General features: G+C 66.6%; 18 protein-coding genes. 7 read left to right on the top strand and 11 right to left on the bottom strand.

Features of this window, described 5'->3' with window-relative positions:
* Position 1: 1 nt before the first annotated feature.
* The 6 genes from yidD (at position 2) to M7H19_RS09220 (ending at position 4702) form a co-directional block, all read left to right on the top strand.
* The gene (gene yidD / locus M7H19_RS09245; protein WP_298179665.1) at positions 2 to 259 is read left to right on the top strand and encodes a membrane protein insertion efficiency factor YidD; all 258 of its coding nucleotides are present in this window, start codon (positions 2 to 4) and stop codon (positions 257 to 259) included.
* 5 nt (positions 260 to 264) lie between these two features.
* A complete protein-coding gene (yidC, locus tag M7H19_RS09240) occupies positions 265 to 1305 on the top strand; it encodes a membrane protein insertase YidC (RefSeq protein WP_298179630.1) in 1041 nt (346 codons plus the stop codon).
* 24 nt (positions 1306 to 1329) lie between these two features.
* A complete protein-coding gene (locus tag M7H19_RS09235) occupies positions 1330 to 1866 on the top strand; it encodes a R3H domain-containing nucleic acid-binding protein (RefSeq protein ID WP_298179625.1) in 537 nt (178 codons plus the stop codon).
* A 164-nt stretch (positions 1867 to 2030) separates the two neighbouring features.
* Positions 2031 to 2723: a 16S rRNA (guanine(527)-N(7))-methyltransferase RsmG gene (rsmG, locus tag M7H19_RS09230; protein ID WP_298179662.1), complete on the top strand. Its 693-nt coding sequence runs from the start codon at positions 2031 to 2033 to the stop codon at positions 2721 to 2723.
* A gap of 90 nt (positions 2724 to 2813) precedes the next feature.
* Positions 2814 to 3716, top strand: coding sequence for a ParA family protein (locus M7H19_RS09225; protein ID WP_298179623.1), 903 nt, complete (start codon positions 2814 to 2816; stop codon positions 3714 to 3716).
* Positions 3713 to 4702, top strand: a complete 990-nt coding sequence (locus M7H19_RS09220; protein WP_298179621.1) for a ParB/RepB/Spo0J family partition protein — start codon at positions 3713 to 3715, stop codon at positions 4700 to 4702. Before M7H19_RS09225 ends, M7H19_RS09220 begins: the two co-directional genes overlap by 4 nt.
* A gap of 90 nt (positions 4703 to 4792) precedes the next feature.
* Here M7H19_RS09220 and M7H19_RS09215 read toward each other — a convergent pair whose 3' ends face one another.
* Positions 4793 to 5743 carry a D-alanine--D-alanine ligase gene (locus M7H19_RS09215; protein ID WP_298179619.1) on the bottom strand — a complete coding sequence of 317 codons (951 nt, stop codon included), beginning with the start codon at positions 5741 to 5743 and terminating at the stop codon, positions 4793 to 4795.
* 66 nt (positions 5744 to 5809) lie between these two features.
* Positions 5810 to 7150, bottom strand: coding sequence for a PLP-dependent aminotransferase family protein (locus tag M7H19_RS09210; RefSeq protein ID WP_298179617.1), 1341 nt, complete (start codon positions 7148 to 7150; stop codon positions 5810 to 5812).
* A 217-nt stretch (positions 7151 to 7367) separates the two neighbouring features.
* On the opposite strand from M7H19_RS09210, the gene M7H19_RS09205 reads away from it, so the two are divergent.
* Entirely contained in the window at positions 7368 to 8006 is a 639-nt protein-coding gene (locus M7H19_RS09205; protein WP_298179614.1) for a GNAT family N-acetyltransferase, read from the top strand.
* Positions 8007 to 8145: 139 nt separating this feature from the next.
* Here M7H19_RS09205 and M7H19_RS09200 read toward each other — a convergent pair whose 3' ends face one another.
* From M7H19_RS09200 to M7H19_RS09160, 9 genes are all read right to left on the bottom strand, one after another.
* Entirely contained in the window at positions 8146 to 9294 is a 1149-nt protein-coding gene (locus M7H19_RS09200; RefSeq protein WP_298179612.1) for an N-acetylmuramoyl-L-alanine amidase, read from the bottom strand.
* A 228-nt stretch (positions 9295 to 9522) separates the two neighbouring features.
* Positions 9523 to 9849 carry a thioredoxin gene (trxA, locus tag M7H19_RS09195; protein ID WP_298179610.1) on the bottom strand — a complete coding sequence of 109 codons (327 nt, stop codon included), beginning with the start codon at positions 9847 to 9849 and terminating at the stop codon, positions 9523 to 9525.
* 31 nt (positions 9850 to 9880) lie between these two features.
* Entirely contained in the window at positions 9881 to 10873 is a 993-nt protein-coding gene (gene trxB / locus M7H19_RS09190; RefSeq protein WP_298179608.1) for a thioredoxin-disulfide reductase, read from the bottom strand.
* 98 nt (positions 10874 to 10971) lie between these two features.
* Complete coding sequence (locus M7H19_RS09185) at positions 10972 to 11796, bottom strand: hypothetical protein (RefSeq protein ID WP_298179605.1); 825 nt, start codon at positions 11794 to 11796, stop codon at positions 10972 to 10974.
* Positions 11793 to 12395 carry an RNA polymerase sigma factor SigM gene (gene sigM / locus M7H19_RS09180; protein ID WP_298179603.1) on the bottom strand — a complete coding sequence of 201 codons (603 nt, stop codon included), beginning with the start codon at positions 12393 to 12395 and terminating at the stop codon, positions 11793 to 11795. The genes M7H19_RS09185 and sigM overlap by 4 nt, the downstream gene beginning before the upstream one ends.
* A gap of 71 nt (positions 12396 to 12466) precedes the next feature.
* Positions 12467 to 13993, bottom strand: a complete 1527-nt coding sequence (locus M7H19_RS09175; RefSeq protein WP_298179600.1) for a protein kinase family protein — start codon at positions 13991 to 13993, stop codon at positions 12467 to 12469.
* A gap of 93 nt (positions 13994 to 14086) precedes the next feature.
* On the bottom strand, positions 14087 to 15919 hold the full coding sequence (gene murJ / locus M7H19_RS09170; protein ID WP_298179597.1) for a murein biosynthesis integral membrane protein MurJ: 1833 nt from the start codon (positions 15917 to 15919) through the stop codon (positions 14087 to 14089).
* Between the two features lie 628 nt (positions 15920 to 16547).
* Positions 16548 to 18671, bottom strand: a complete 2124-nt coding sequence (locus tag M7H19_RS09165) for a DUF6049 family protein (RefSeq protein ID WP_298179594.1) — start codon at positions 18669 to 18671, stop codon at positions 16548 to 16550.
* Between the two features lie 22 nt (positions 18672 to 18693).
* The gene (locus M7H19_RS09160) at positions 18694 to 19212 is read right to left on the bottom strand and encodes an NUDIX hydrolase (protein ID WP_298179591.1); all 519 of its coding nucleotides are present in this window, start codon (positions 19210 to 19212) and stop codon (positions 18694 to 18696) included.
* Positions 19213 to 19252 lie beyond the last annotated feature (40 nt).

Here is a 19252-nt window from a genome sequence, read left to right as displayed (position 1 = left end):
GGTGGCGTGGGTCCTGTTGCTGCCGATCCGCTTCTACCGCAAAGCGATCTCCCCGTACCTTCCCCCGATGTGCCGGTTCTATCCGAGCTGTAGCGCCTATGCGGCCGAAGCGTTGACCCGCTTCGGGGCCGCCCGCGGCATGTATCTCGCCGCGAGACGGCTGCTGCGCTGCGGACCGTGGACCCCGCCGGGACGAGACCCGGTACCCGAGAAGTTCAGCTTCCGGTACCAAGGCCCTGGTATGTCTACCGAGGAGTAGCTCTAGTGCTCGACTTCATCTACTACCCTGTGTCGTTCATCCTCTGGGTGTGGCACAAGGTCTTCGGTTTCGTCTTCGGTGACGACAACGCCATTGCCTGGGTCCTGGGGATTGTCTTCCTGACCTTCACGGTGCGCGGACTGCTGTTCAAGCCGTTCGTGAACCAGGTGCGGTCGATGCGGAAGATGCAGGACTTCGCGCCCGAGGTCAAGAAGATCCAGAAGAAGTACGCCAATGACCGGCAGCGCCAGGCGATGGAGATGCAGCGGCTCCAGAAGGAGCACGGCGTCAACCCGCTCGGTAGCTGCCTGCCGATGCTGCTGCAGATCCCGGTCTTCATCGGTCTGAACTGGGTGCTGCGCAACTTCCGGCCCGGTGCCGAATCGAACTACTTCTTCGACGCCGACGACGTCGCCTCCTACGTCGATGCGCAGATCTTCGGGATCAACCTCGGTGACGCGATCAACCACCTGGGTCTCGCCGGTGGTGGTGGAGACGGCGGCTGGAACTGGGACGTCGCTCCGCTGGCCGTGCCGCTGATGATCGTGGCCGGTATCGCCACACACCTGACCGCGCGTCACTCGGTGGCTCGGCAGAACCCCGCTGCGGCGACACAGCAGACCGCGGTGATGAACAAGCTGACGCTGTACATCTTCCCCGCGGGTGTGGTGGTCTTCGGTGCCTTCTTCCCCATCGGTCTGTTGATCTACTGGCTCGCGAACAACATCTGGACGCTGGGGCAGCAGCGCATCGTCTACACGAAGATCGACAAGGAAGAGGAAGCCAAGAGGCAGGCTGCCAAGGAAAAGCGCGACAACCTCGCGCCGAGGCCCGGCCAGAAGCCTCAGGTCGGCCAGAAGCCCAAGCCGGGACAGAAGCCCGCGCAGAAGTCGGCCCAGAAGCAGCAGAACCAGAGCCACAACACCAAGAACGGTAAGTCCCCGAAGAGCGGCGGCAGCAGCGTCCGGGGCGGTGCCTGGGCGAAGAACGGCGGGAACCGACCCGCGAACCAGGGCAAGAAGACGCAGGGGCGCAAGCGGCGCTGACCCGGGGCGGGAAGGAGAGACGACATGTCTGACACGGCCGAGGTGATTGGTGCGGGAGGAGACGAAACCGCGCCCGCGGTGAACGACATCGACGACAACGAGGACCTGTTGGTCCGTGAGGGCGACATCGCCGGCGATTACCTGGAACGCCTGCTCGACATCCTCGATTACGACGGGGACATCGACCTCGACGTGGAGGCGGGTCGTGCGGTCGTGAGTATCGACGGCGGTGACGATCTCGACAAGTTGGTCGGCCCCCGGGGAACGGTGCTCGAAGCGTTGCAGGAACTGACCAGGTTGGCGGTCCAGCAGGAGACCGGCACTCGGAGCAGACTGATGCTCGACATCGCCGGCTGGCGTGCGGCTCGCCGAGAGCAGCTGCGGGAGCTCGGGCGCTCCACCGCCGAGTCGGTGCGTGACTCCGGCGAGAGGATCAGACTGCAGCCGATGAGCCCCTTCGAGCGCAAGATCGTTCATGACGCGGTCGCGACCGTGGACGGCGTGACGAGCGAGAGTGAAGGGGAAGAGCCGAAGCGGCGTGTCGTGGTGAAGCCCGAGTAGCTGTATCGACCCCTGGATCCTGGAGAGCGGCCCGTCGGACTCCCCGACGGGCCGTTTTGTGTTTCACGTGAAACACAGGGCTGTCCACGCAAGCGACTTTCGGGGATCGGGGACAATCACCTCGGCCCGTGTTTCACGTGAAACGGCCGACCGGAGAAGTGTCATTGGAGGCGGAAGGCGTGGATTCCACGATCCCGACGACGGCGCGTCTTGTGTTCGGGGAACGCGCTCCGATCGCCGGGGAGTTTGTCGGACTGCTGGCATCGCACGGTGTCGAGCGAGGGCTCATCGGCCCGCGGGAAGTGGATCGCCTGTGGGATCGTCACGTGCTGAACTCGGCGGTTGTCAACGAGCTGATTCCCGTGGGCGCCCGAGTCATCGATGTGGGATCCGGAGCCGGATTTCCCGGAGTGCCTCTCGCCATCGCTCGCCCGGATCTGGATATTGTTCTCCTCGAACCCATGGCCCGCCGGGTCGAGTGGTTGACCGAGGTCGCCGAAGCGCTTGACCTTCCTGTGACGGTCGAACGCGGGCGTGCTGAGGAGAAGGTAGTGCAACGTCGGATCGCTGCTGCGGATGTCGTGACCGCCAGAGCGGTCGCTCCGTTGGCTCGGTTGTCCGAGTGGTGTTTGCCGCTGGCCCGTTCCTCGGGAGTGCTCCTTGCGTTGAAGGGGCAGACGGCGGCCGACGAGATCGAGCGGGATCGGGCGGCCATCAGCAAGGTCGGCGGCGGCGAGCCTGAGATCGTGCGGTGCGGTGAGGGAGTCGTAGACCCGCCGGCCACCGTGGTGACTATCGAACGGGTGGAGTCGGGGCCACCCGGAGTTGCGCGGAAACGCGGACGGAAGAAGCACTGAGAGGATTGGCTCAGGAATGAAGAGCAATACGGAGCGGCGGACGTTCCACGTGAAACAGAGCGGCGTCTCGGCGGTGCGGGGTGATGTCCGGTGAGCACTTCTTCCGAGACCAGCCTGCCTGGCACGCCGATCGCCGAGGAAGCAGTCCGTGCCGCCCGAGTCCTCCACCCCGACGAGGGCTTCATGCCGCGCCCCGCTTACCGGCGTGTGCTCACCGTGGCGAACCAGAAAGGCGGCGTCGGGAAGACGACGAGCACCGTCAACCTCGCCGCGGGATTAGCTCTCCATGGGGTCCGCACATTGGTGATCGACCTCGACCCGCAGGGGAACGCGAGTACGGCGCTCGACGTGGACCGGCGTTCGGGCACACCGTCCGTCTACGAACTGCTGCTCGGTGAAGTGTCGTTGGTCGATGCGGCGCAGACCAGTAGCCAGTCGGAGAACCTGCTCTGTGTCCCGGCGACCATCGACCTGGCGGGCGCGGAGATCGAGCTCGTCTCCATGGCTCAACGGGAGGCGCGCCTCAAGGAGGCGCTGACGAGGGAAGCGCTCGACTCCCTCGATGTCGACTACGTGTTCATCGACTGTCCGCCTTCGCTCGGCCTGCTCACCGTGAACGCGCTCGTGGCCGCGTACGAGGTGTTGATCCCCATCCAGTGCGAGTACTACGCGCTGGAAGGTCTGGGGCAGTTGCTGAACAACATCGAGCTTGTGCAGCGACATCTGAATCAGTCACTCAGTGTCTCCACGATCCTGCTGACGATGTACGACGGCAGGACCAAGCTCGCCGACCAGGTGACGCAGGAGGTGCGGCGTCACTTCGGTGATGTCGTGTTGCGAACAGTCATTCCACGGAGTGTGAAGGTGTCGGAGGCGCCGGGGTACAGCCAGACGGTGCTGGCTTACGACCCGGGTTCACGTGGAGCCATGAGTTATCTGGATGCGGCACGTGAGATCGCCGAGCGTGGTTCGAATAGGGAGCGACGACAATGAGCGAGCGCAGAGGGGGGCTCGGCCGGGGTCTGGCCGCGTTGATCCCCACCGGCCCGGTCGATCCGGAGAACGGTCGTGGCGCGGAGCCGGCGAACGGTGCGGCGGCCGCGAGGAACACCGCGGGATCGTTCGCGGCGAGTGGTTCTGCCGGCGAGCATGGCGGTGAAGTCGGCGGAGCCGTTTACCGTGAGATCCCGGTCGGGTCCGTCAAGCCGAACCCCAAACAGCCGCGGCAGGTGTTCGACCAGGAGGCGCTGGCGGAGCTGGAGCACTCCATCCGCGAGTTCGGCCTCATGCAGCCCATCGTCGTCCGTCGGCTGTCGGCAGACGAGTACGAGCTCGTCATGGGCGAGCGTCGGTTGCGTGCTGCTCAACAGGCGGGGCTGGAGAACATCCCGGCGATCGTGCGTAGCACGGCCGACGACGCGATGTTGCGGGACGCTCTGCTGGAGAACATCCATCGGGTTCAGCTCAACCCGTTGGAGGAGGCTGCGGCTTACCAGCAATTGCTCGACGAGTTCGGGGTGACGCACGAGGAGCTGGCTTCCCGCATCGGCCGGAGCCGCCCGGTGATCACCAACACGATTCGGCTGCTGCGGTTGCCGCTCCCGGTTCAGCGGCGTGTGGCGGCCGGAGTGTTGTCGGCGGGACATGCTCGCGCTCTTCTGTCACTCGATGACGCCGATCGGCAGGAGGAGCTCGCCGGGCGCATCGTGGCGGAGGGGCTGTCCGTGCGCGCGACCGAGGAAGCGGTCACGCTCGCCAAGAGCGAGTCCAAGCCGAAGCAGAGGAAGGCCGCCCGCAAGCCGATGCAGGCGCCGGGCGTCGAGGCTCTCGCCGAGCGTTTGTCGGATGCCTTCGACACCCGTGTGAAGGTGGATGTCGGTCAGCGGAAGGGCCGCATCGTGGTCGAGTTCGGTTCGATGGAGGATTTGGAGCGCATCGTCGCGCTCATGACACCGAATCGGCCGAATCAGACAAAATAGACATCCAAAGTGGATGGCCGATGACACCGGGGCATTTCGTCACGGTGACGATCTGAAAGATCGGTCGTGGTGGGCTTCCACCGCGACCGATCAACTGCCCCGGCGAACCGCGCGCTGCACCAGATCGGTGAACACTGCGCCGAGCGAGGTGCCCGCAGCCTCCAACGCCATCGGCACCGTGGACGTCTCGGTGAGTCCCGGCGAGGAATTGACCTCCAGGAAATACACGGTGCCATCAGAGGCGACGACCGCGTCGGTACGTGAGATGTCGCGCAGGCCCAGCAGCGTGTGAGCACCCACCGCGAGATCACTCACCGCCTTGGCCACTTCCTCCGACAACCGAGCCGGCGCGAAGAAATCGGTGAGTCCAGCGGTGTAACGCGCTGTGTAGTCGTAGACGCCGCCTTCCGGGACGATTTCCACCGCGGGCAGCGCCTCCGGACCGTCTTCGCGCTCGATCACGGTCACCGCCACCTCGACGCCGTCCACGAATCGTTCGGCGAGCACCGTATCGCCGTACGCGAAGCAACCAACCATCGCGGCGGGAAGATCCGCCGCGTCCCGAACCACCTGGGCGCCGAGCGCCGAGCCACCCTGGTCGGGTTTGAGGATCAGAGGAAGACCCAGGCGCTCGACCATCGCGTCGAGCACCGGCTGTGCACCCAGCTCCCGGAACGTGCTGTGTGGCAGCGACACCCAATCAGGCGTGGAAAAGCCCGCTTCGGCGATCAGTGCCTTGGCGATCGGCTTGTCCCACGCCCGGCGGCAGCCACGTGAACTCGTGCCGACGAACGGCACCCCCGACATCTCCAGTACGGTCTGGATCGAGCCGTTCTCGCCTTCTCCTCCGTGCAACGCGACGACGGCGGCGTCCGGTTTCTCGGTCTTCAACCGGTCGAGCAGCCCCGCGTCGGTGTCCCATTCCTGCACCGTGAGGCCCTGGTCGCGCAACGCCACGGAGAGTCGACGGCCCGATCGCAGCGAGACATCCCGCTCGTGGGACAGACCACCTGCGAGAACAGCGACAGTACCTTCGGCCAACGCGGGCTCCTCACCGGTTATGGGACGTGCTTTTGCGAAGAAACGAGTAAAGGGTGGGTTCGTGACTCACGCGGTGTCGGGGCCGGGGAACTGGGGTCCGGACACCGCGCGGCTGGTGACGCTACCGAAGGTGCGCATGAGCTCCATCTCGGATTCCAGCACACCGGCGAGTCGGCGAACACCCTCGCGAATGCGTTCGGGTGTGGGATAGCAGTAGGACAACCGCATCTGGCGGCTGCCCAGGCCGTCGGCGTAGAAGCCGGTGCCGGAGGCGTACGCGACCCGTGCCGTCACGGCCCGGGGCAGCATGGCCTTGGTGTCGACGCCCTCGGGGACGGTGACCCACACGTAGAAACCACCTTCAGGCTGCGTCCACGTGCATCCCGCCGGCAGGTGCTGCTCCAACGCCGACAGCATGGCGTCGCGCCGTTCCCGGTAGTTCTCCCGGAAGGTCTTGATCTGGCCCTTCCAGTCGTGGGTGGCGAGGTACTTCGACACGACCAACTGGTTCAACGTCGGTGGGCACAGCGTCGCGGACTCGGCGGCCAGCACGAGCTTCTCTCGCACCGCGTGCGGCGCGAGCACCCATCCGACGCGCAGGCCGGAGGCGAACGTCTTGGAGAACGACCCCAGGTACACGACGTTGTCCGGGTCCAGGGAACGCAGCGATGGGTAGGTCTGCCCGTCGAAGCCGAGCAGGCCGTACGGGTTGTCCTCGATGATGAGCACGTCGTTCTCGGCGCAGATCTCCACGATCTCGGCCCGACGTTCCACGGACAGCGTCACGCCCGCGGGGTTGTGGAAGTTCGGGATGGTGTAGAGGCACTTGACCCGTTTGCCCTGCTGGTTGGCCTGGGCGAGTGCCTCACGCAACGCCTCGGGCACCAGGCCGTCGTCGTCCATGGTGACGTGTACCACCTGTGCCTGGTAGGCGGCGAAGGAACCGAGCGCGCCGACGTACGACGGGCCTTCCGCGATGACGACATCGCCGGGGTCGCAGAACAGACGCGTCACCATGTCCAGCCCCATCTGGGAGCCGACGGTGACGACGATGTCGTCAGGGTGCGCGGTGATGCCTTCCATGGCCATCACCTCGCAGATCTGCTCCCGCAGCGCGGGCACCCCCTGGGCAGAGCCGTACTGGAGAGCGACGAGTCCGTCCTCGGCGACGAGCTCCGCCATCTGCGCCGACAGCGAGTCCAACGGCAGGGCCGCGAGGTTCGGCATACCACCGGCCAACGACACGACCTCGGGGCGGCTCGCTACCGCGAACAACGCTCGGATCTCCGATGCCGTCATGCCTGCGGTGCGGGCGGCATAACGGTCGATGTGGGGGTCGAGTTTCTGCCGACCCGGCTCGGAACCCGGCCGATGCTGCGCCGGTTGCGGAGATTGCGAGGAAGTCATCACACACTTCGCTTCCGCTTCACCAAGGAAGCACGTTGTTCGTCGTCGGTTTTTCTGCGCTGAAGGTGTGACCTGAGTGTAGCTTCAGTCCCTCGGTGATCTGGGGGCTTGGCGGGGCTTCTCACAGCCCCATATGCTCATGCGGGGCTTTCGGCGGTCTACGTTGCCATACGCGCCGGTTTGTCCGCAGGCGAGATTCTTCGTTAGGGGAGGTTCGGTGTCACGACGCGTGGTGGGCGTCACGCTGGACAACCTGGAGCAGCTCCCCTTGAGCTGCCGCCGGTGCGTTTACTGGGAAGTTGCTCCACACCTGAAGGAACAGGCGGAGCAGTTCGGCGAGACCGAACTGGAGAAGGAAGCCTGGGTGTCCTCGGTGCTGTTGGAGTGGGGCTCGTGCGGTCGCCTCGTCTACAGCGGCGATGTTCTGGTGGGGTTCGCGCTCTACGCGCCACCGAACGCCGTGCCGAGAGCAGGAGCGTTTCCCACCTCGCCGCCCAGTGCGGACGCGGTGTTGCTGACGTCGTTCTACGTGTTGCCGGAATTCCGGGGCAGCGGGCTCGGCCGTGCCTTGGTGCAGGCCGTGGTCGCCGATCTCACGGGTCGTGGTGTGCAGGCTGTCGAGGCGTTCGGGGACGAGCAGCCGGAAACCGAGGACGACGAGCACATCTGTGTCGTGCCCGCGGCGTTTTTGCGCAGCGTGGGGTTCAAGACGGTGCGGCCGCACCACCGGTGGCCACGGTTGCGGCTGGAACTGCGTTCGGGAATCTCGTGGAAGGCCGACGTCGAGGTAGCGTTGGAGAAACTTCTGGGACAAGTCAGCGTGACGACGGCCGAGTCGAGCATCGTGCAGGCGTAGCGGCCGTCACAAACCAAGGCCACAACGACAAAGTTATCCACAGGTCTGTGGATAACTTGGCGGAGTTATCCACAGACCTGTGCACAAGTCGCTGAGATATCCACAGTTTTCCCCGCTCGTGGGTGGATAACTGCTCCTATTACTCCGTTGTGAGGAGTTCGTGCGCCAGAACGTCGGCGAAGGTGAACGTACCCGTCGGCTGGTCGTTCTCGCCGAGCAGGTACAGACGTTTGACCGCGATGAGGATGCCCTCGGCCACCACGTCACGGAACGCCGGGTCGGACAACCTCCGGCGGTCCTCCTCGTTGGTGAGGTAACCGATCTCCACCCGAACCGCGGGGCACCGAGTTCGCGTGAAGATGTCCCACGTCTTCGGATGAGTACGGCAGTCGAGCATGCCCGTTCGGGCGGCGAGCTCGCGCTGGATGTATCCGGCCAACAGCTCACCCACCGTGGAGGTGGTGCCGTTACCCGTACCGAAGTGGAAACTGGCCACCCCCTGCGCGTGTGGAGAGCGGTTGCCGTCACAGTGCAGCGACAAAAACAGGTCCGCACCGGCGTCGTTGGCGAACTGAGCCCGCTGCAGCTCCGAGGGGCTGTGGTCCGGTCCGCGCGAGATCAGCGCTTCCATGCCGGTGGCCTTCATCCGGCCCTCCAGCCTGCGCGTCAGATCCCAGGCGATGTCCGACTCGTTCACTCCGGCCACCGACACGCCGAGGTCGGGACCACCGTGACCGGGGTCGATGACGATACGTTTACCCCGAAGCCTCGGACCCGACCTGCGCAGATGCTCCTGTTCCCGTAGGAACACCGGCCGGCCACCACGCGCGCGCGGCGACAATTGCCGCAACGCCCGCACGGTCGCCGGACCACAGATGCCGTCCACCACCAGCCCGTAGTCGCGCTGAAAGTTCTTCAACGCCCGCTCGGTCTGTGGGCCGAAACCACCGTCCGGCCTCCCTGCGTCGTATCCGAGTTCGGTCAGCCGCTCCTGCAACGCGAACACGTCGTCACCGTGCACGGGCGACGAGATGGAATACGCCAACGGCCTGCTACCGAGGTGATAGGTCGAGCCCCGCAGCGCCCGGTAGGTGGCTGGTCCGACCACCCCATCGGTAATCAACCCGCGCTGCTGCTGGAAGGCACGGACCGCGTGTTCGACCTCCAGGTCGAAGAACGATCCGTGTCCATTGGCCTCCTCCTTGGGAGGAAGAAGATCCAGAGCCGAGAGCATGGACCTGATCTCGGCGACTTCCGGTCCGGTGTCGCCGCGGCGGAGTACCCGCATGCACTCCTCGCTATTCCTTGGGCACCTAGTGCGCTGCTCGTGGGTATGGGAACTCTTCGTCGGCCGGGGGCCTGCAACCTCTATTGTGCCGTGCCGACGGAACGTGAGGACGGAGGGCTCGTCCGCTTCGTCACCTACCCGGATGGCCTAACGAAAAGAAACCCGAGACGCGCCACGAATGTTGCGCATCCCGGGTCTTTTCTTCGGCTTTTGGATCTCGCCTCGGTCTTACTGCAGCACGTCGGCGAGGTCGTTCAGCAAAGCGGCCTTCGGCTTGGCGCCGACGATCTGCTTCACCGGCTTGCCCTCCTGGAACAGGATCATGGTCGGGATCGACATGACCTGGTAGTCCCTGGCCGTGTTGGGGTTGGCGTCGGTGTCGAGCTTCGCGATCCGCAGCTTGTCCCCGTGTTCGGCGGCGATCTCCTCCAGCACGGGCGCGACCATCCTGCACGGCCCGCACCACGTTGCCCAGAAGTCGACGAGAACCGGCTTGTCGTGCGCCAGCACCTCGTCGGCGAAGTTGGAGTCGGTCACCTCAACGGTGTTCGTCATCTTCTCTCCTGATAGTGGTTCGACCGGGTAGTCAGTTGGCGCGAGCGGCGTACCCGCCGCCCACGAGTTCGGAGCTCTCGCTCGCCTCCGCGACAGCGGCGTTCTCGGCGAGCCAGCGTTCCGCGTCGATCGCGGCGGAGCAGCCCGAACCCGCCGCCGTGATCGCCTGGCGGTAGGTACGGTCCACCAGGTCGCCCGCGGCGAAGACACCGTCGAGGTTCGTGTGGGAGCCGCGGCCCCTGGTCAGCACGTAACCGTCGTCGTCGGTGTCGACCTGTCCACGCACGAGTTCGCTGCGTGGGTCGTGACCGATGGCCAGGAAGAAACCCGTGACGTCCAGCGTGGACTCCTCGCCCGTCACGGTGTCACGCAGCTTGAGCCCGCTCACCTTGTCGTCACCGAGCACCTCGACGACCTCGGAGTTCAACTTCCACTTGATCTTCTCGTTGGCGCGGGCTCGCTCCAACATGATCTTCGAGGCACGGAACTCGTCACGTCGGTGGATGATGGTGACGCTGCGCGCGAACTTCGTGAGGAAGGTCGCTTCCTCCATCGCCGAGTCACCACCACCGACGACGGCGATGTCCTGGTCGCGGAAGAAGAACCCGTCGCAGGTGGCGCACGACGACACACCACGGCCCATCAGCTTCTGCTCACCGGGAACATGCAGGTGACGGGCCGCGGCCCCCATCGCGAGGACCACGGCGTGAGCTGCGTAGCGCTTGCCGTGAGCCGTGACGTACTTGACCGGGCCGGTCAGCTCCAGCTCCTCGACGTCCTCCTGCCGCAGGTCCGCGCCGAAGACCTTGGCCTGCTCCCTCATCTCCTGCATGAGATCCGGGCCCTGGATGCCGGATCGGAAGCCGGGGTAGTTCTCCACTTCGGTGGTGGTCATCAACGCACCCCCGAACTGTGTGCCCTCGAACACCAGTGGTTCGAGCTGGGCTCGCGCGGCGTAGATCGCCGCCGTGTACCCCGCGGGTCCGGACCCCACGATGATGAGGTTTCGAATGTCTTCGCTCACCTGCGCCCTCCGCTTCGACAACGCTGCTCACCCTGGTCAACAGCATCGTAGGCGTGACTGTTCCCGGCGGCGTTTCAGAAGAAGAACACACGTGAGATTCAGCTCTGCCCGCCGACGGTCTCGTCCATCAGCAGGCCCGGGTTGTCGGGGCCACAGCCCGGGGCGAGCGCCAACATCCGCAGTTCACTCAGCTTTCCCGTGGTGAGCAGCACCAGCACGGCTTCCTGACCGTCGATGGTGACGGGTCGAAAACCCACCGGTTTCACGGCGGGATCGATGCCGTTCGCGGCGAGACACGCGTCGAGACGCTGCTCGTCCTTCAACGGACCGTAGTCACGGACATTGCTGACCTCACCGATCGCGGCGCCGAGGTCGGAGCTGTTCACAGCCAATGGAGGCGTTCCACCGGCTTGGGAGGACTGAGGAACCGCCGGTTCGGCCAGCTCAGGAGTGTCTGAGGTGCTCGACATGTTCGGTACGACCACGACTGCGGCTGCGATCACGACGGCCGCCGCGGTCAACAGCCCCAGGCCCCAGCCGAGGCGCTTGTTACGCCTGGCGCGGGCCGCGTCGAGGCTCACGACGTTCGAGCCCTGTGACGCCTCCTGTCGCGGTGGTGCCGGTTGAGCTGGAGGAGGGGATGCCTGCTGCAGGGCCCGCCGTTGCTGTTCCAACGCGGCGTCGATCCGATCGGCCACTTCGGCCGGCATGGGCTCGGCGTCCAGCGCGGCGAATCCGGAGAGGTCGGCCTTGGTCGATTCCAACGCCTCGATGATCGCCCGAGCCTCGGGGTCGGCGTTCACCCGCGGCCACAGCTCGGCCGATTCCTGCTCGTCCAACACCCCGGCGTGTAGGTCGGCGAGCACGTCGACAGACCATGGAGGGCCGACGGCCTCGCCATGCCCCCTGCGTTCGTCCGTCATCGTCCCTCCCCGCGTTTGCTTTCGTGAGTTGGGACGTCACTTTCGATGCTGGGGTTCCGCAGATAACCAAGAAGTTTCGCGAGCTTGGCTCGCCCGCGCGCGCACCGACTCTTCACAGTTCCTTCCGCGATGCCCAGTAGTTGTGCCGTCTCGGCGACGGAGTACCCCTCCACGTCGACCAACACGATCGGTACCCGTTGTTCTTCCGGTAACTGCTGGAGCGCCTGTTTGATGACCAACCGGGTTTCCCGCTCCGCCATCGAATCGCGAGGTACCGCGGGCTCCTGGTGCGAGGTGTCGGCCAACGGCACCGTCGGCCGGCTCTGCCTACGTCGTACCCGATCGAGACAGGCGTTGACGACGATCCGGTGCAACCACGTCGTCACCTGTGATTCGGCACGAAAATTGGAGGCGGCGCGGAAGGCGGAGATGAACGCGTCCTGCAGCGCGTCGGCCGCCTCCTCGGGGTCACGGACCGTACGCAGGGCTACGGCCCACATCCGGTCCCGATGTCGTCGGACGAGCTCGTTGAACGCATGAGGATCTCCGGCCGCGTGGGCGGCTATGAGATCAGCATCCGTGGGCGCTGCTGCGGTCACTCGGCAGAGCGTACTAAGCCTGTGACGTGCTGTTCGCCGGACCTCATTGCCCGGCCGTCAACGAGCCGGTGTCATTCCGAAGGAAGAAACGATACTTCCGCAAGCTGCGACTGGAGTTGGGGTGCCTCGCCCGACAACGCCGTGATCCACACGAGGACGTACTGGGCGGAGGTCGGTTCGCCGAGCGTCAGTTCCGTGCGTTGGCCCTCCAACGTGCCCGATGCCACGGTCCGAGTCTCCGACAGCACGGGCTGAGCCGAATCGGCCACCCGGATCTCGACCTCGGTGCCGGGGCTGTCGGCGACGATGTCCACTTGAGCGAGGTCGATCGGCTCGTCGAAGGCCGCGATCAGCCCGACACCGGATTTGAACGCCGGGAACTGCTGCTGGTACTGGTCGGTCCGCCAGGTGGTCGATTCGTCGCCGTCCACGGCGTTGGGGGCCTCGGCCACACTGTCCCCCTCGCCCTCAGGGTTGTAGACGGTGACCTCCGAGGGCGAGACGGCGGCGCCGACCGAGCCGCCCTCGCCCGAGTCGTCGGCTTGCGGCTGTTCCGCTTGCTGTTGCTGGCTCGTCTCCTCGGCGAGGTTCACCGCGGGACCCGAGGGGGCGTCGTCCTGGAAGAAGCTGATGGCCATCATGCCCACCCAGGCGAGTACCGCCACGGCCGCGATCACGAGCGCGCTCACGCCGAGCGCGAGTCTGCGTCGCCGCCGAGCGTCCTTGACCGGTTTCTTGGTGGTCCACACCGTGCCGTCGGGATCGACGTTCTCGGCGGGCTTGCGCTTGCGTTCCTCCGCCTCGGCGACGTTGCCGAGCATGCGCACGATGGCGGAGCTGGTGCGAATACCCCCGTGCTCGCCGTCGGAGACGATGCGTACGGCGAGTTTCGACAGCTCGCGCGGTACCGCGGGTTCCAACTCGTGCGGCGGAACGAGTTCGCCGGTCGGGGTTCGGGGAGCCGTGCGCAGCGCCGGCGGACCGCCGGGCAGTGCCCACCGCCCGGTGAGCAGCAGGTACAGCACCCCTCCGAGGGCCTTGACGTCGTCGCGCAGCGTGGCGTTCGGCAGCGGACCGGGAAACGCGAGACGCAACCTGCCGTCCGGAGTGACCCGCAACCGTTGCGGGTGGTCGAGACCGAGCACGAGCCCGGACTGATGAGCACGCTCCACGGGCTCGGCCAGCGCCTGGACCATCCGGGCCGCGGCGCTGGGGGCGATGCGCTTCTCGTTGATGAGGTCGATGAGGTCGCTGCCCTTGGTCCACTCAGACACGACGATGCCGAGCAGCCCCTCGCTGGAACTGATGCCGTTGCCGAGCGTCAGGACGTCCAGCACCTTGGCGACACTGGGGTGGGTGAACTTGGCCGCGTGTGCCGCCCGCTCAAGGGTCCTTCTGCCTTGGCGCGCGGCCTCCACGTCGGCTGGATCACCGACGAGTATGGTCAGGGCGACGTCTCTGCGAAGCTGTCCGTCACGAGCCCGCCACAGGTGAGCACCACCACGCTCATCGATACCGAACTGCGCGAGCAGCCGGTAGCGGCCGTCGCCGACGACTCCGCCGGGTGCCAGCGATCCACCGTGTGTACGGGTGCCCACTCGGCCGCCCTCCCCCTGCGATTCGCCTCACCAGTGTCAGGAACGAGGGTACGTGAACCGAGGCGTCGGCCGTGGGCATCCGTGCCGAGTGGGTTAGCCGCGTCGGAGCAAACCAGCTAATCGGCGGGTTACGGGCGCGAGCTCGTCCACCTTCAGAGCGATCAGCACCCCGAACGCTACCGCGATACCGACGATGCCCTGACAGACCAGGGTCACCCATGCCTTGCCGATGTCGCCGAGGAAGTCCGGGATCACCATGCCCACCAGCGCGGCCGCCAGGGCGCCGAGGCCGCTCGCCACCACGGTGAACAGGATCACGCCCAGCACGCGCTTGCTACGCAGGTTGCCGAGCTTCACCCACAACCACACCTGCCCCATGACAGCGCCCACCACGAAGACCAGCGAGTTCACCAGCATCACGCCGAGTACCACGTGGGTCGGGTGCAAAAGGGCCGAGGCGAGGTACAACAGCGGGATCTTGACCGCCGTCATCACGCACATGATCAGTGTCGGCGTGCGCGAGTCCTTCATCGCGTAGAACACGCGCATCTGGAGCATCACCAGCGCGTACGGCACCAGTCCGAACGTCGACACGGCCAGAGCCTGACCCAGCCGCTCGGCGTCCTCGACCGATCCCTTGCCGAGCGCGAACAGGGCCACACCGATGGATGGCCCCGCCACCGCCATCACGGCGGAGACCGGCATCAGCATGATCGTGGTGATACGCGACCCGTACGACAGGTCGCCGACGAGTTTGCGGTGATCGCCGTCGGCCGCGGCCCTGCTCATCTTGGGCATCAACGCGGTCAACAACGAGACCCCGATGACACCGTAGGGCAGCTGGAACAGCAGCCACGCGTTCGAATAGATCGAGGGCCCACCGGCCGCGCCGCCCGTGAGGACGCGGGTGTTCACCACCATGCCGATCTGGCTGACGGCGACATAGCCGAGAATCCACGCGGCGAGCCCGCCGAACTCCTTGAGCCGTTCGTCGATGCCAAAGCGCCACTTGAACTTGAAGCCCGAGCGGCGCAGAGCGGGTACGAGGAACATCGCCTGTGCCACCATCGCCGTGAGCACACCGAGGCCCAACACGAGAACCTGCGGGTCGGTCATGCGGGTCGGCACGATGGTCGGATCGCCGGGCACCAGGGCGAAAGCGGCGATCGTGGCGAAGATGACCAGGTTGTTGATGACCGGCGCCCACTGCGCGGGACCGAATATCTGCTTGGCGTTGAGGATGGCCGACAGCACGGCGAACAACCCGTAGAACAGCAGGCCGGGTAGCAGCAGATAGGCGAACCACGTGGCCAACTGCGGGTTCGCGTCCCCACTGTCGTCCATCAACAGACCGGTGAGCCACGGTGCGCACGCCGTGGAGACCATCGTGCCGATGCCGAGCACGGTGATGGCGAGGGTGAGCAGTCTTTGGGTGTAGGCCTCACCCCCGTCCTCGTCGTCCTGCGACCGCACCAGCAAAGGCACGACCACACTCGTGAGCACGCCGCCGAGCAACAGCTCGTTGATGATCAACGGCAGTGTGTTGGCGACGGTGAAGGAGTCGTAGAGCACGCCGAGCGTGGCGACCCACGCGAGCATGACCTTCCACGCGAAACCGGTGATGCGGCTGGTCAGTGTGGCGATGGCCATGCGACCGCTGGCCTTGGCCAGAGACGGACCCTTCTTCTGCTCTCCCTTCGGCGGGTCGAGCTGGACCTCCGGCAGCCGCTCCCCGATCGGCTCGGCGGAGATCCGCGGCATCATCCGCGTCGCGAGCTCGTCGTAAGGGCGCAGCACGTCCGGATCGGCCGCGGGCCAGCGCACACCCGGCGGAACGCCCTGTTCCCGCGGGATGAAGATCGTGCGTTCGACGTCTCTTGGCGGCACCGGCCTGCGACGCTGCGCCTCCTGCCGCCACGGCCTCACGGGCTGACGACGTGGCTGCGGAGCTCGGCCACGACGCGGTGCGACGGGACCGGAAGCCGGGGGCGGCCCGGGAGGCCCGGAAGGCGGCCCCGCGGGCCCGTCCTGGGGTCCGTGTCCCGGCGGTGGGGGCGGTGTATGCGGACCGGGCGGGGACTGTGTGCTCGCCGGGCTCGCCGGAGTCGGCGATGGCGGGCTCGGCACACGTTGCGGAGGAGCTCCGTGCGGCGCACGCCCGACCGGGAAGCCTCGGCGGGGTGACTGAGGTGCCTGGGACGGCGGGGGCGGTGTATGCGGACCGGTGGAAGGCCCGCCCTGAGGCACGTGCGGGGGTGGTGAGGGCATCTGCCGGGTACGCGGCGGTGGCTGAGGTGCCCTGCCCGGGGCCGGAGGCCCCTCCCGACGTTCGGGTGGTTGCCGCCGGGGCGCCTGGTCATGCGGTGCCTGGTCGCGCGGTGCCTGGTTCCGGGGCGCTTGCGGCGCAGGCCCGGGTCGCCGAGGAGGCACGCGCTCCGAACGCGCGGGTCCACTCCCGCGTTCGGGCGGCTTGCCCGACTGCTCGTCCAACACGTGCCCTATCCGTCGATGGTCCGCTTTGTCGATTCAGGGTAGTCGGATTCGCGGCCTGAGCTCAGCCGCGTTCCTCCCCCTGGGTCTTGATTCGACGGTATATCCGCCGTCCGGACAGCAGCACCAGGGCGGCGCCTGCCGTGGCGGTGAGCACGACCGTGACCACACCGAACTCGCTGGAGGTCAGCTCCATCCGGGAGGTCTGGCCCAGCCTCGTCCCACCGGGTGTGCTCAGGGACACGTTCACTATGAAACGACCCGCCCGCAGGGTCTCGGCCGGGATGAGCTGGCTCACCCTGCTGTTGGCCGCCAGGAGGGTGTCCGCGATCTCGGACGGTCGCAATCCCGGACTGTTGTCGAGTTTGACGCGGACCGTCACCTCGACGGGCAGGTCGTTGCTCAAGGTCAGCGGAAGCGGGCTCGCCGCCGAAGCCAGCGAGACCGGCTGGGACGGCGTGCTGACGGTGACCTTGCCGCTCAGCTGCCGCACCTGTCGTTGGGCGACCTCGGCGGCGGCCCGGTGCTCACCGGCGTCGCGCCAGGACCTGGAGGTGGCCCGGATCACGGCGTTGTGCAGCGGCTGGATCAGGCTGACGGGTTCAACCTGTCGGGTGGGGTCCACCGACATGGCGCTTTGCAGGTCGGCGGCGGTGGACTCGACCTCCGCCAACTCCTCCAGCACCTCGTCCGGTAACGACGTGCCCCCGGGCCTCGACCCCTGCGGCATCCCGGCGGGATCGGTGCTGCTCTGCGCTCCGGTGTCCACGGCCGAATCGAGGACATCGCCCAGCGGGATCGGATTGACCAGATCCGCCTGCTGCAGCCGACCGAGTGAGTCGACCATGCTCATGAGCTCGGAATGGGTGACGTTCCAGTCGTGCGGCGGTGCCATGAGGACCGGGCGCTCGGTCGTCTCGCCGCCGAGACCCGCTCGGAAGGCTACGGCCGCGACGGCGTTCTGGGTCGCGACCTCGGGCTGTTCCGTCGCGCGCGCGGAGCCGGAACCGCGGGCGGAGGCGTGTCCGAAACCGGCCCGGACCAGTGGGTCGTACGCCACCAGCCGCGTCCCTTGGCCGTCTGTGCTCGTGGGAGCGGTGATCACAGTGGTGACACCGGCACCGGCAGCCTTCTGCAGCGCGGACGGACTCAGTGCCCCTCCCGGCCACAACACTCCGGGCCTGGGCGCGATGTTCAGTAGGTGCAGGATCGTGGCGTCGTTGGTGACGGCCTCACCCACAAGATCGATCTCGGAGGGGACCTGCGCCAACGTACCCAGATCGGCGCCCGCGTAGGGCAGCTCGACGACGCAGTGGTTGGCGACGAGCGCCCGCAGGTCGGCGAGCCAACGTTCGGCGTCCTCGCGGCCCTTGCCCTCGACGACCCCGGAGTCGGTGCGGACGCGGTAGCCCTTGCTCATCGCGTTCACCGTTTCCAACAGGTCGGGATCGACCGCGAAGCACAACGAACCGAACAACGCCGCGTTACCGCGCTGGCTCTCGGCCGCGTCGACCAGCGAGTGCAGCCGTCCGCCGGAAGCGAGCTCACCCGCCAGTTCGTCGTCGGACAGCACCACTCCGCCGTCGTGCGACGCCGACACCACCTTGGGCTCGCGCGCCGCCAGAGGCCACAACACCGACACGGCGGTGGGAGCGCCGGCACCCGGCGGTGAGGAACCGAGTACGGGAAGCAGCAGGTCCACGTCCGCGAGCCGCGCCGTGCCCCCGTACGCCGGAGTACCGTTGATATTGAGCAACAGCGGGTACACGCCCGGTTCGTGAAGACCGAGCTGCGCCAGCGGTGTGGTGATCGACAATTGGGCGGAGTCACCTTTACCGAGCCGGTCGGCCACCCCGACCCACGCCGACTCACCGGCCGTGGCGGGGGGCGGCTCCACCAACGTCTGCGCCAACTGTGCCGACGTGTTCTGCCGTGTGCCCACCTGCACCGCGGCCACGATGTCGGTGATCGGCCGGTCGCCGATGTTGGTGACCTCGGCGGTGATCTCCAGGTCCGCATCGCCCGCGCTCACGACACGGGGCGTCATGTGCTCGATTCGCACCTGCAGCAGCTTCGGCGGCCCCGAGGGCTGGGCCGAGGCCGACGGAGCGACGGGCCCCGCCGCGGCGAACAACGCCTGCGCGGCGAGGAACAGCAGCGCCAGACCGAACGCGCTGAGTTTCTTCACGACTTGTAACTCCCGTTAACCTTCAGTCGGCCTCTTGGTCCGCTTGGTCCGCGTCGAGGAGCTTGAGCGCTCTGCGCACCAACTTTCGCTCGTCCGCGTAGGCGAGTCTGGAGTCGAGTTCGGTCAGCGGTACCCATGCGACCTCGGTCACCTCGGCGTCCTCGTCGGAGAGCTCGCCACCGTCGGCTTCGAGCAGGAAATGATGGACGGTCTTGTGCACCCGACGTCGTTCGGCGACGAACCAGTAGTCGATCGTGCCGAGCTTTCGCAGCACGTGCGCGGAAATCCCGGTCTCCTCCTTCACCTCACGCACCGCGGTCTGCTCCGTGGTCTCACCGGCCTCGATGTGTCCTTTCGGCAGGGACCACAGCAGGTGGCCGTGCCGGTCCAGCCTGCCGATCAACACCGCGTGACGTCCGGAGGGGTCCACGACAAGGCCGCCAGCGGACGTCTCCTTGACTGTCGTCAGCCGTGTTCGACGCCGGCGCCGCCTCCGACGTTCCGGGTTCGGGCCGCCGGAGCGACCTGCCGATCCAGGCATGCTGCGATGCTAGAGCAAACAGCGCGTCACTTACCCTGGC

Origin of the sequence: Saccharomonospora sp. (genome assembly GCF_027317685.1) — a bacterium.
GTDB lineage: Bacteria > Actinomycetota > Actinomycetes > Mycobacteriales > Pseudonocardiaceae > Saccharomonospora.
Note: the sequence above shows the minus strand (reverse complement) of the source record. Positions and strands in the feature narration are given on the sequence as shown.